Here is a 12019-nt window from a genome sequence, read left to right on the forward strand (position 1 = left end):
CAGTGAAGCTAGAAATCCTTTAATCGTCATGGGATGTAGCAGATTTAGACAGCCACATTTAAACTCTGAAGAACTATTACGCTTCCTCACAAAGAATGTAAACAACGTCATTTACAGTGATAAATTTGTGAGCGATAAGGTTGAGAGATAATATTTCCATGTCTGAAGAAATTACTGGCAAAACTCCGATCTTTGGTGGCAGTACTGGTGGCCTACTTTCCGCTGCTGAGCGGGAAGAAAAGTACGTTATCACCTGGAGCAGCAAAAAGGAACAGCCCTTTGAGATGCCCACTGGTGGTGTAGCTATCATGAACACAGGCGAGAATATGCTTTATCTAGCTCGCAAAGAGCAGTGCTTAGCTCTCAGCCGTCAACTCAAGACCAAATTTAAGCCCAGAATTACTGATTATAAAATTTATCGCGTTTTACCTACTGGTGAGACTACCTATTTGCACCCGGCAGATGGTGTTCCTCCTGAGAAGGTTAACGAAGGTCGTGGTTACAGCGGCAAGATTGATCGCAACATTGGGAGTAATCCTAACCCAGCGACTATTAAGTTTAGCGGTAAGGAACCCTACGAGGTTTAAGGATTTTAGCTACTGCACCTATTGCATTGGTTTAGAAGAATAACCGTTACGGCTTTAAGAGGCAGTCTATGGGCTGCCTCTTTTTAATGGTCTAATGGCCGACTATCCTCTGATTAATTTTGCCGCTTACCCAAGGTTCAACCCCATAAGACAGGCTGAACAACGTTATCCACATCTAGAGCTGTAGTTTTCTGCAAAACAACTTAAGGTTGAACTTGCATATGCGTTTACGCCTACCTTCCAATACTCCATGATTTATCCAGACCTCGACACATTTAAGACGCTTGCAAAACAGGGTAACTTTGTCCCGGTATACCAGGAGTGGGTTGCCGATCTGGATACGCCAGTGTCAGCCTGGTGCAAGGTATGCGCAGGGCAGCCCTACAGTTTTTTACTGGAGTCTGTCGAGGGGGGTGAAAATATTGGCCGCTATAGTCTATTGGGGTGTGATCCACTATGGACTCTTGAAGCCAAAGGCGAAACGACCACTCAGCGATTTCGCGACGGTACTGAGCAAGTGTTTACCGGCAATCCCTTTGATATTTTGACGGACTGTCTTGCTCCCTATCAACCGGTGAAATTGCCCGCCTTACCCCCTGGTATTGGTGGGCTATTTGGCTTTTGGGGTTATGAGCTGATCAAGTGGATTGAGCCGACGGTTACGATTCACCCGTTTAGTCAGGGTGACCTGCCTGATGGTCTATGGATGCAGGTGGATAGCCTCTTGATTTTTGACCAGGTTAAGCGAAAAATTTGGGCTGTTAGCTATGCAGATTTACGTGACCCTGAGATTGGGCTGGAGCAGGCTTATGGGGAGAGTTGCGATCGCATAAGCAACCTCGTCAATAAACTCAACCTGCCCTTAGCGAGCCAAGACAGTCGCCTTGCATGGACCCCTCCTGGCAGTAATCAAGCAGCTGAGCTGGCCTATACCAGTAACCGTAGCAAAGACGAATTTTGCCAAAGTGTAGAAACGGCCAAAGCCCACATCAAAGCAGGCGATATTTTCCAGTTGGTCATCTCCCAGCGTCTGACAACTGACTACAGTGGTAATCCGTTTGACCTATATCGCTCATTGCGACTGGTCAATCCATCGCCCTATATGGCCTATTTCAACTTCCAAGGCTGGCAGATTATTGGCTCCAGCCCTGAGGTTATGGTCAAAGCCACCCGCGAAGGCGATGACGATACCCTGACCGCCATTCTCCGACCTATTGCCGGTACCCGTCCTCGCGGCAAAACAATTGCTGAAGATAATGCCTATGCTGAGGATCTATTGGCTGACCCCAAAGAACTTGCCGAGCACGTGATGCTGGTGGATCTAGGCCGTAATGATTTGGGGCGCGTATGTACCAGCGGCACCGTCAGCGTTGATGAGCTGATGATCATTGAGCGTTACTCCCATGTCATGCACATCGTCAGCAACGTCATCGGCGAACTGGCACCTGGCAAAACCGCGTGGGACTTACTCAAAGCCTGTTTTCCAGCAGGTACAGTCAGTGGTGCGCCCAAAATTCGCGCCATGCAGATCATGAATGACCTGGAGCCCTGTCGTCGCGGCCCCTATTCTGGGGTCTATGGCTACTACGACTTTGAAGGTCAGCTCAACAGCGCGATCACTATCCGAACTATGGTGGTCGAAAGCAAGGAGGATGGCACACATCGGATTAGCGTTCAGGCAGGAGCAGGACTGGTTGCCGATTCGGTGCCTGAAAATGAATATCAGGAAACCCTGAACAAAGCACGGGGCATGCTCGAAGCTGTCAGATGCTTAAAAAAATAGGCTGTGGGTGTCGTACTCCACAGCCTAGAAAAATAGTTTCAGGATCCAACTTTACCTGAAGCAATATTAATCAATTAATCAGAGTGATCAAGCACTCGCGGGATTCGCACCATCAGCGTCTAAAGCCGCTTCACCTTTAAGCACTTTATAGACCATGAGCAATGCCATAACGATGGGAGGCGTGATCACCAGCCCCAGCAAATTAGACACAATGGTGGCACCCCAGGGCAAGGCGGCACCCACAATAGCGCTAACAATAAACAGTGGAATCACCAAGGCAAGCGTAATCACAAAAACAGCCCAGAAGATTTTCCACCATTTTCCTTGGGTTAGCTCCCAGCTGGCTGATAACGCCTCAGTTGGCGACTTATTTTCCAAGACAACAGCGTATTGGGTCGAAAATAGTCGTACAGAGAGGTAAATGCCTGGAATCAATAGCAATACAAATGCTGGGATTAAAATTACGACTAATAGCAGTGACGTCAGAATTAGATTGCTAGCCTTTCTCCAGGCCATGGCCACCGCTTCACTCAGATCCGTTGTCTGGCCTGTTAAACAGCGATTAACCAGAATAATCATGGCTCCACCTAAAATAGGCGCAACCAAAATTGCATATATTACATTGAGCATGCCTTGAAGCATCACATTCCGAACCAGAACAGAAATGAGTACACCAGGCAACGCCAGCAGCAAAACTGGCACAAACACAGGGCCTACCCGCTGAAACGTATCCCGAAGAATTTCTACAGGTTTGAGATTTGTGGCTGTCATAAAACCTCTTAATAGCTAGCAATGAACTCTCTGAATGGTTTAAGGTTAATGCTTTCAACCTTTTTCACTGACTATCGCTTCTTAAAATGCAATAAAGCTCCAACCAAAACGGATGGAGCTTTATAAAGCATCTGTAGCTATATAAGTTAAGCTAATGAGTTAGCCTGGCTGGCTATGACCTATGCCTTAAAGGAAATGATGGAATTTCTGCTCTTGTCCAAGGGCTTTCACCGCTTTTTTGATGTCTTGGGTGCGGTCTTTTTTAACAATGAGGGTGGCTTTACCATCACGCACAATCACTACATCCTCTAAACCAATGGTGACCACTACTTCGTCTTCCGAAGAAGAGTAAACAATGCAGCCATTGGTATCGTGGGCCTGGTGCTGACACATGTCCACATTTTCAGCATCCCCCTTCATCAGACGCTCGATGGCATTCCAGTCCCCCAGGTCATCCCAACCAAAGTTGGCAGGCATTACATAGGCTTTCTGGGTTTTTTCCATTACTGCGTAGTCAATGCTGAGCTTCTCCAGTTCAGCATAGGCATCGACACCTTTAGACATCAGCGGTCCCATGAGCTCAGGCGAATAGGTCTTGAGCTCGTTAATCATTACCCCTGCCGGGAAAATGAACATGCCGCTGTTCCAGCTGTAGCGCCCACTCGCCAGAAACTCTTCGGCTACGCTACGCTCAGGCTTTTCTGTAAAGCGACTCACACGGTAAGCGGCTAACTCACCATATTGACCCGCATCATCGCCCTGCTCAATATAGCCGTATCCCGTGGATGGGAACGTGGGCTGAATCCCTAGTGTGGCAATGGCTTGCTGGCTCAGAGCCAAGTCAGCTGCGGCACGAATTGTGGCACGAAACTTGGGTTCGTCAGTGATGTAGTGATCGGCCGGGAAAAAACATGCGATCGCATCCTCCCCATGGCGCTTAGCCACTTCCAAAGTTGCCCAGGCCACAGCCGGTGCTGTATCACGGCCTTGGGGTTCCACCAAAATATTGTCCTCAGGCAGTTCAGGCAGCTGCTGCTTGACACCATCCGCCAAATGAGACGCTGTAATCACCCAAATTGCATCCCAGCCACCGGACAAAGGCAATAAACGATCCGCCGTAGACTGCATCAAACTGCGACCACTACCGTCTAAACATAAAAACTGTTTGGGGTTCTTCAGACGACTAACCGGCCAAAAACGCTCACCTTTACCGCCAGCTAAAATAATTGGCACTAACTTTGGAGTTGGGTTCATAGGTTGTGTCATTGTTTACTTAATAAAGTTAAATTACGGCGTTAAAATGGTGTGTCCTTATAGAATTCTGAACAATATTAGCGATTCCCCAAAACGCGAAGCATAGAAACAGCTTAATATTGGTTAACTTCTCACTAATATGTGGAACACATCAAACGTCCATAGCCCCATCCCCATAGACACACCAGCAAACACAACTGTTTCTACACCTGAGAAATCCATAAACAAACATGCTGTTTGGATGATAATCCGCAAATCACGTCCAATCGCGTTCTGACTCTCGATTGAAGAGTGCGTAGTTTGTTTCTAGGGATCACCATTCATTCTTTGCTAGGCATCCCCCGCCTGTCCGGGCATTCTAATAAATACCCTATGTCTCCCTCTCCATCGTCTCAGTCCGACTCCACGACTTCATCCGATATACCTCAGCATCGTTCATTTCTAGGTAACGCCCTCAGAGTTTTTGCCTGGACTGGCATTTTTGGAACAACAGCAGTGGTATCTGCAGCGGCTGGGGCAGCTTTTATATTGACTGTGCCTCTACCTAAGGGTTTGGGAGAAGAAACGGCCACACCGCCATTGAGCGATCTATGGCAATCAGGTTTCCGCTATCAGGTATCCCGTCCAGTGACGCTCCTAATAATGGGACTCGACGAGGCTACTGATATTGATGGAGCAGTACCCACTGACTTGGTGGGTCGTACTGACACAATGCTACTTGCCCGGATCAACCCAGAGGCAGAAACCATTAATGTCATGTCAATTCCACGGGACACCCGTGTGGAAATTCCAGGCTATGGCATTGACAAAATTAATCAAGCCAATGTGGAAGGTGGAGCAGAACTCGCTGCTCAAACCGTCAGCTATAACTTCAACGAGGTTGAGATTGACCGCTATGTCAGGGTCAGCACGGCTGCCTTTCGTGAAATTGTCGATTTAATCGGTGGCGTCGAAGTCTTTGTCCCCAAACGAATGCAATATGAGGATAAAACTCAAGGGCTAGTAATTGATTTAGAACCTGGTTGGCAAACCCTTAATGGCGATGAGGCTGAACAATTTGCTCGATTTCGTCAGGATAACTTGGGGGATATTGGGCGGGTACAACGGCAGCAAATTTTGCTAAAGGCTTTGCGCGATCGCATGATCAATCCCAAGGTCATTACCCAATTGCCACAAATTGTTCGCATTCTGCAAAGCCATATCGATACAAATCTATCTACCGAAGAAATTCTGGCGCTAGCAGGTTTTGGACTACAGCTTGACCGAGAAAATCTCAACATGGTGATGCTGCCAGGTCGCTTTAGCAGCCCAACTGAATATAGGGCAAGCTATTGGATTGCTGACACCAATAATACGAATGAGGTCATGCAGAAGTTCTTCGATGCAGAACCCGATGCCCTTCTAGCTACAGATACACCTCGCCGTTCTATTAGTCGCCTCCGCATCGCTGTTCAAAATGCATCAAGGGAGCCATATATGGGTCAAGCCGTGGCTGATCATCTACGCAATGAAGGCTTCCGAAATGTTTACCTGATTGCAGATTGGCCTGATTTCCAGCATCAAACAACGGTGATTGCCCAACGGGGTGACATTGACGGTGCTGGCTTTTTAGAGGCCGTCCTGGGAGCTGGTAAAGTCGTTGCTGACTCCACAGGTGATCTAGACTCCGATATCACCATCCGCGTTGGCGATGACTGGACAGAGCAGCTGATTCAGTGATATGAGCACTGCCCATGGTTACCCATAAGTCTTCCAGAACAGTATTTTCAAGCACCGTTCTTCACACAATGCTCACCACACTTGTATTAGCAACTGTGCTTGCCTGGCTTTGGGTACTTTTAGCAGCAACACCAGCTCAGTGATGCCAGGTTAAGCCTCAAATCTTAGACTAAGGCTTGCATCAATGGCTCCCATACTGAAATTTCCTGCATAAGCGTACGATATCCCAATACGTTAGGATGCAAGCCATCTTCACACAGGCGTTCGTTACACCAAGCTTGGCCCTGGGATTGCCACCGTTGAAAAAGGTCTAGATAGGGAATCTGTCGTGCTGCGCAAGCATGACGAGTGATTTGGTTGTAATGGATTTGGTCACTATTTGAAAAGTGAAGGATATCTGCATAGGGCATCGCAGCCTCATTCACAGGAATCATGCCCACAAAAAATGTGGGGCATAACTGCGTAGCTTGATCAAGTAATCCGTAAAGTTCTTGAGTAAAGGCAACCCGATCCATGATGGGGCGTCCTATAGACCGTCCTATGCGTGCACTATCATTTAAGCCTACGGAGAGCACCAAAATATCAGGCACTCGACGGCGCAGCTCACCGCGCAGCTTAAACTCCCCGTCTAACCGTCTAGCTACACGCTGTACACCATCGCCTCGCACGCCCAGGTTATAGATAATGGGTCCTGGCTGTGATGGATCCATCCATTGACGACGCAAGCGCTCAACCCAACCGCCACCTTCGATATCACCGTAACCGTAAATCAGGCTATCGCCGATAACAACTACTTTTTTAGGATGAGCGGACTTAGCCTGACCATTGCGGGACTCGGCAGCACGAGAAGTAAGAGCAGCCATAAACCTTTTAACCGAAGAAGCAACGGAATAACAAAACTTGTGACACTAACCCTAAAGACTAAGTCAATACATCTAGCTCCCTGCAAATTAACATTTTGTACCGCTTAGTTTCAAATCTTTACGCCTAGATCTAAGTTTAATAGTTTTTTGTGATGCCATAAGACATCAGTGGGCGGGGGATGCGATCGCATCCCCCGCCCACTGATGTCTTATGGCAATTAGCTCAGTGTTTAACTCATAGCAGCATTACTACGACCATAGGTATGCTGCACATCATACCTAGGCTTACCTTGAATGCGACTGCCCCCACCAATTGAATCCATTGGCATACCAACATCCACGGCAGCACGACTCAGCAAAGAACGTTGACGATTAGTAACAGCATGGCGGTTGCTAACGATGCGCAGCCTAGCAGATTCTTGAATAGACATATCTATTGAACTCCTACAAAAGTACAGCAAAGGCACCGTTGTAGTGCCATGGACTCTTTTCAGTTTTAATTATAGCCAAAAAAACCGTATCAATTGATACGGTTTTAAATTTATTTTTAAACAAATGCTAATCTTATTTCAAATAAAGATTGGTTTTACTCAATAATCTATTGGCTACTGCCATAAAAAAACGCCAGTCCAGAGACTGGCGTCAGACCAAAAGCGATCGCTAATCAAAAGTCATTCAAAACGGATTAGCAATCATAGTAGAGGGCTAACTCATAGGGGTGAGGACGAATATCCATTGGAATTACTTCAGTATCCAATTTGTAAGAGATCCAGTTTTGGATAAAGTCCTCGGTGAACACGCCACCTTGAGTCAAGAAAGCATGATCACTCTCTAAGGCAGATAGGGCTTCTTTTAGGGAAGCAGGAGTGGATGCAATCTTAGCCAACTCCTCAGGGCTGAGCTCATAAATATCCTGATCGATAGGCTCAGGAGGCTCAATCTTGTTCTTAATACCATCAATACCAGCACACAGCATTGCAGCAAAGGCAAGATAAGGATTCGCAGTGGGGTCAGGACAGCGGAACTCCAAACGCTTAGCCTTAGGATTATCACCAGACAACGGAATCCGAACAGCAGCGGAACGATTACCGTTTGAGTAAACCAAGTTTACAGGGGCCTCAAAACCAGGAACCAGGCGCTTGTAAGAGTTAGTACTGGGATTAGTAAATGCCAGTAGTGCAGGGGCATGCTTAAGAATACCGCCAATGTAATAGGTAGCGAGTTCGCTCAAGCCAGCGTACTTATCGCCTGCCATCAAAGGCTGTCCATCTTTCCAGATGGACTGATGCGTGTGCATACCAGAACCATTGTCCTCAAAGAGAGGCTTGGGCATAAAGGTAACGGTCTTACCGTACTTCTTGGCAACGTTCTTAATGCAATATTTATAGGTCATCAACCAGTCAGCCGCTTGGATCATCTCACCAAAACGGAAACCTAGTTCGCACTGACCACCAGTGGCCACTTCATGGTGATGCTTCTCAATGGGCACACCACAATCAGCCATGGTTAACAGCATCTCAGTACGCATATCCTGAGATGTATCAGTGGGAGACACGGGGAAATAACCACCCTTGTAGTTGGGCTTATACCCCAGGTTGCCACCTTCCTCTTCGCGGCCAGTATTCCAACGGCCCTCAACGGTGTCTACGTGATAGTAGCTAGAGTTAGATGTGGTATCGAAACGCACATCATCAAAGATGAAAAATTCTGCTTCAGGGCCAAAGTATGCGGTATCGCCAATACCAGTTGCATTCAGATAGTCCAAAGCTTTCTGAGCGATAACGCGGGGGCATCGATCATACCATTCACCAGTACGAGGCTCTTTAATAGAACACACAAGACTGAGGGTAGGCTCTTTCATAAAAGGGTCGATCCAGGCTGTTGCAGGATCTGGAACCATAGACATGTCCGACTCATTAATTGCCTTCCACCCCCGGATACTGGATCCGTCAAAAGCCACTCCGTCGGTAAAGCTACTCTCATCAATCTGGCTACGATGCACCGTAAGGTGTTGCCAGATACCAGGCAAATCAATGAACTTCAGATCAATCATCTGAATGTCCTGATCATTGATCATCTGCAAAACTTCTGCGGCGGTTTGAGCCATGGATCACTCCTTTCTATGCATTCAACTAGAGCCGTTTTCACAAATATCGTCGCTAAGCGGAGGTATGCCTTGCTGAGAATATCCAGAGATTAGTAATATCCCCAAGCTCGACTCAAACCAAGCCAGCAACACCAGGAAAATCTGAGGGTAATGTAGGCGCTTTGCAGCACGGACAGGCCAACCTGTGTAACGACCAAAACATTAAAAAATGAGTGTAACGAAAAATGTATGCCTGTTAGAAGTTTTCTATATCCCTTAACAGTGGCAAGCATATTATTTGCACTCGGGCCATACGACTATGTCACCCAGAGACGCTCACTCATCCCCATACAACCTCTGAACCTGGCTATGATCCAAAGGTTTAGTAACACCCATAAACAGATCTACTGGGTTAAAGCATGCATTAGTGCCTACTTTAACCAGGCATGGATAATCCTAAGAACTGTAATACCGAGCAATTGTATCTTTTGTTACAAATTCAAGTTTTCTCAAGCAAACCCATGGAAGATTGGGATGTTTCCGTCTCATTTTTGAGAGGTGAACTGACATCAGAGTTATTCAGATGCCCCTAAAATGGTGTCTAAGCATGCCATAAAATGTTGCGAAAGATTGCGGATTGTAAAAAATACGCAGGTCAATCCCCTTCTCCATTGAGTCGATTGCCTGGGGTTTAATCCACCGTGGTAGACTAAGTTTTGGTACTCAAGTGTCGGTAATCGTTGTCGCTGAACGGGTTTCAGGATTTACATGGCAGCGGCAAGGCACCTGTAACTACCTTAACAAGCGGTTGGATAGCCCTTGCGTTTGTTCTCATATTTGGGTCATACCATGGTCTGTATGAGGACTTTCACTCCAAGCTTGGTTACAAATTCTTGCTCTAGTTTTTGAGTCGCACATTAATCGCACTGGGAGAAAGGTTTCATGCGGGATACGGTGACGGGTTTAATCAGCACCTACGACATCACAGGTCGATACCTCGATCGCGACGCCCTCGATTCTCTAAAGAGTTATTTTGACAGTGGCTCTGATCGGGTTAAAGCCGCTGCTTATATCAGTGCAAATGCATCTGGCCTGGTAAAGGCGACAGGAGCTGAACTGTTTGAGCGGATACCTGAATTGATTCGCCCCGGCGGCAATGCTTACACCACTAGGCGCTATGCCGCTTGCTTACGCGACTTGGACTATTACCTGCGCTACAGCAGCTATGCGCTGGTAGCAGGCAACTGTGATGTCCTCACTGAGCGCGTTCTCAACGGTCTGCGTGAAACTTACAACTCTTTGGAAGTGCCCGTTGGCCCAACGGTCATTGGTATTCAAATCATGAAAGATGTCCTGAAGGAGCAACTAACGGCCCAGGGCATTAGTGACACTTCATTTGTGGATGCTCCCTTTGACCATTTAAGCCGTGAGTTGGGTGAAGTGAGCGTTTAATTCCACCTAAGATCAATAGTTTTGAAAAGAGGTGCTCATTCGGGTACCTCTTTTTTTGCGTGCTTATGAACTACCTAGGAATTGACTTTGGCACTTCGGGCGCACGGGCGATCGCAATCGATGCCGATGGGCAGATTGTCGGCGAAGGTCGCTGTCAGTATCCTACTCCAGAGCCAAATGCGAAGGGATGGGAGCAAACACTATGGGCGTTGATTGACCAAATCCCCCAGGCTATTCGCCAACACACGAGCGCGATCTCAATTGATGGCACCTCGGCCACCGTTCTCCTGTGCGATCGCAACCATATCCCCCTAGTGCCGCCATTGCTCTACAACGATACTCGTGGTGGTACTCCTGCCATTGCACCTACCCATAGCCCAGCCCACAGCACCACCTCCAGCCTGGCCAAAGCCCTATGGTGGAAAAATAATTTACCGGCTAATATTTTGGCCAATGCTCGTTACCTGGTGCATCAAGCAGATTGGCTCAGTAGTCTGCTCCATGGTCAACCGGGTATCAGCGACTATAACAATTCCCTCAAGCTAGGCTATGACCCACAGACTCTCAGTTATCCCGACTGGCTACTGAGCGTAGAGATCAGTCCATGGTTACCCAACGTTTTAGCGCCTGGGGATGCGATCGCACCCATTCAGCCTCAACTGACTCAGCGGTTTAACCTGCCGAAAAACTGCATGATCAAAGCGGGCACTACTGACAGTATTGCCGCCTTTTTAGCCAGTGGTGCCAGCACCCCAGGAGACGCTGTAACCTCCCTTGGCTCTACGCTGGTGATTAAACTGTTAAGCCCCGTTGCCATTAATGACACCCAAAGTGGTGTATACAGCCATCGGCTCGGTCAACAATGGTTAGTGGGAGGTGCATCCAATACAGGGGGAGCTGTATTACGTCACCACTTTAGTGATGACGAACTTGGCTCAATCAGCCAACGTATTCACACCGAAATCCCTAGCGGACTTGACTACTATCCATTACTCACCGCTGGGGAACGATTCCCCATCAGCGATCCTCACCTGCCACCTCGCTTGACTCCCCGTCCCAGCGATCCGGTACGGTTTCTCCACGGATTATTAGAAGGCATAGCTCACATCGAAGCCTTAGGCTATCAAAAGCTGATTACCCTGGGTGGAGGTCCAGTACACCGCATTTATACAGCGGGAGGAGGAGCACAAAACCTGACCTGGCAAACATTAAGGGCAAAAGCCTTAGGCATTCCCCTGGTTTCTTCGCTACACAGTGAAGCCGCCTATGGAACTGCACGCCTCGCCGCTAACCTAGTCGCAAAAGCCTGAACGAAAAAAGCCAGCGTTTTTAGAAACGCTGGCTTCGCAAAAGTTCTTACCAATCAAAATCTAAAAGTTGAGCTGATCACCCCGGCGATACTGCATGTAAGCCGCTACAAACAAACCGGCCAATGTTACCGGAATTAGGCCCAAAACAATTCCTAACAGCAAAGGTTCAATCACGCCGTATTTCCTCAATGACT

The 12019-nt window shown here is 47.7% G+C and carries 11 protein-coding genes; 5 read left to right on the top strand and 6 right to left on the bottom strand.

Going from position 1 to position 12019, the window contains the following annotated elements; genetic code table 11:
* Positions 1 to 158 precede the first annotated feature (158 nt).
* Both SPB21_RS23355 and SPB21_RS23360 read left to right on the top strand, forming a co-directional pair.
* Entirely contained in the window at positions 159 to 587 is a 429-nt protein-coding gene (locus tag SPB21_RS23355; protein ID WP_163665834.1) for a photosystem I reaction center subunit II PsaD, read from the top strand.
* A 250-nt stretch (positions 588 to 837) separates the two neighbouring features.
* A complete protein-coding gene (locus SPB21_RS23360) occupies positions 838 to 2370 on the top strand; it encodes an anthranilate synthase component I family protein (protein ID WP_163701846.1) in 1533 nt (510 codons plus the stop codon).
* A gap of 87 nt (positions 2371 to 2457) precedes the next feature.
* Here the strand turns inward: SPB21_RS23360 and SPB21_RS23365 are convergent, their stop codons facing one another.
* Together SPB21_RS23365 and SPB21_RS23370 are read right to left on the bottom strand one after the other, a co-directional pair.
* Positions 2458 to 3141, bottom strand: a complete 684-nt coding sequence (locus tag SPB21_RS23365; RefSeq protein WP_163701845.1) for a glycerophosphoryl diester phosphodiesterase membrane domain-containing protein — start codon at positions 3139 to 3141, stop codon at positions 2458 to 2460.
* A 186-nt stretch (positions 3142 to 3327) separates the two neighbouring features.
* On the bottom strand, positions 3328 to 4407 hold the full coding sequence (locus tag SPB21_RS23370; protein WP_250565923.1) for a mannose-1-phosphate guanylyltransferase: 1080 nt from the start codon (positions 4405 to 4407) through the stop codon (positions 3328 to 3330).
* 360 nt (positions 4408 to 4767) lie between these two features.
* Between SPB21_RS23370 and SPB21_RS23375 the strand changes: the two genes are divergently transcribed.
* Positions 4768 to 6114: an LCP family protein gene (locus SPB21_RS23375; RefSeq protein WP_250564675.1), complete on the top strand. Its 1347-nt coding sequence runs from the start codon at positions 4768 to 4770 to the stop codon at positions 6112 to 6114.
* 164 nt (positions 6115 to 6278) lie between these two features.
* On the opposite strand, the gene SPB21_RS23380 is transcribed toward SPB21_RS23375, so the two are convergent.
* From SPB21_RS23380 to glnA, 3 genes are all read right to left on the bottom strand, one after another.
* Entirely contained in the window at positions 6279 to 6977 is a 699-nt protein-coding gene (locus tag SPB21_RS23380; protein ID WP_163701841.1) for a GDSL-type esterase/lipase family protein, read from the bottom strand.
* Positions 6978 to 7207: 230 nt separating this feature from the next.
* Complete coding sequence (gifA, locus tag SPB21_RS23385; protein WP_163659834.1) at positions 7208 to 7408, bottom strand: glutamine synthetase inactivation factor IF7A; 201 nt, start codon at positions 7406 to 7408, stop codon at positions 7208 to 7210.
* A gap of 254 nt (positions 7409 to 7662) precedes the next feature.
* Positions 7663 to 9084, bottom strand: a complete 1422-nt coding sequence (gene glnA, locus SPB21_RS23390) for a type I glutamate--ammonia ligase (protein ID WP_163659835.1) — start codon at positions 9082 to 9084, stop codon at positions 7663 to 7665.
* Positions 9085 to 10005: 921 nt separating this feature from the next.
* Here glnA and apcB point away from each other — a divergent pair.
* Entirely contained in the window at positions 10006 to 10515 is a 510-nt protein-coding gene (gene apcB / locus SPB21_RS23395; protein ID WP_163659836.1) for an allophycocyanin subunit beta, read from the top strand.
* 65 nt (positions 10516 to 10580) lie between these two features.
* A complete protein-coding gene (locus tag SPB21_RS23400) occupies positions 10581 to 11825 on the top strand; it encodes an FGGY-family carbohydrate kinase (protein ID WP_499867832.1) in 1245 nt (414 codons plus the stop codon).
* 60 nt (positions 11826 to 11885) lie between these two features.
* On the opposite strand, the gene petG is transcribed toward SPB21_RS23400, so the two are convergent.
* On the bottom strand, positions 11886 to 11999 hold the full coding sequence (gene petG, locus SPB21_RS23405) for a cytochrome b6-f complex subunit V (RefSeq protein WP_006516887.1): 114 nt from the start codon (positions 11997 to 11999) through the stop codon (positions 11886 to 11888).
* Positions 12000 to 12019: the final 20 nt, after the last annotated feature.

Source organism: Leptothoe sp. ISB3NOV94-8A (assembly GCF_043421595.1).
GTDB lineage: Bacteria > Cyanobacteriota > Cyanobacteriia > Phormidesmidales > Phormidesmidaceae > Leptothoe > Leptothoe turfae.

Excerpts from the sequence above, each read along its gene's own strand:
- SPB21_RS23400 (WP_499867832.1), top strand. The coding sequence starts at position 10,581 with ATGAACTACCTAGGAATTGACTTTGGCACTTCGGGCGCACGGGCGATC.
- SPB21_RS23370 (WP_250565923.1), bottom strand. The coding sequence starts at position 4,407 with ATGACACAACCTATGAACCCAACTCCAAAGTTAGTGCCAATTATTTTA.
- gifA (WP_163659834.1), bottom strand. The coding sequence starts at position 7,408 with ATGTCTATTCAAGAATCTGCTAGGCTGCGCATCGTTAGCAACCGCCAT.
- SPB21_RS23355 (WP_163665834.1), top strand. The coding sequence starts at position 159 with ATGTCTGAAGAAATTACTGGCAAAACTCCGATCTTTGGTGGCAGTACT.
- apcB (WP_163659836.1), top strand. The coding sequence starts at position 10,006 with ATGCGGGATACGGTGACGGGTTTAATCAGCACCTACGACATCACAGGT.
- SPB21_RS23365 (WP_163701845.1), bottom strand. The coding sequence starts at position 3,141 with ATGACAGCCACAAATCTCAAACCTGTAGAAATTCTTCGGGATACGTTT.
- SPB21_RS23380 (WP_163701841.1), bottom strand. The coding sequence starts at position 6,977 with ATGGCTGCTCTTACTTCTCGTGCTGCCGAGTCCCGCAATGGTCAGGCT.
- glnA (WP_163659835.1), bottom strand. The coding sequence starts at position 9,084 with ATGGCTCAAACCGCCGCAGAAGTTTTGCAGATGATCAATGATCAGGAC.
- SPB21_RS23375 (WP_250564675.1), top strand. The coding sequence starts at position 4,768 with ATGTCTCCCTCTCCATCGTCTCAGTCCGACTCCACGACTTCATCCGAT.
- SPB21_RS23360 (WP_163701846.1), top strand. The coding sequence starts at position 838 with ATGATTTATCCAGACCTCGACACATTTAAGACGCTTGCAAAACAGGGT.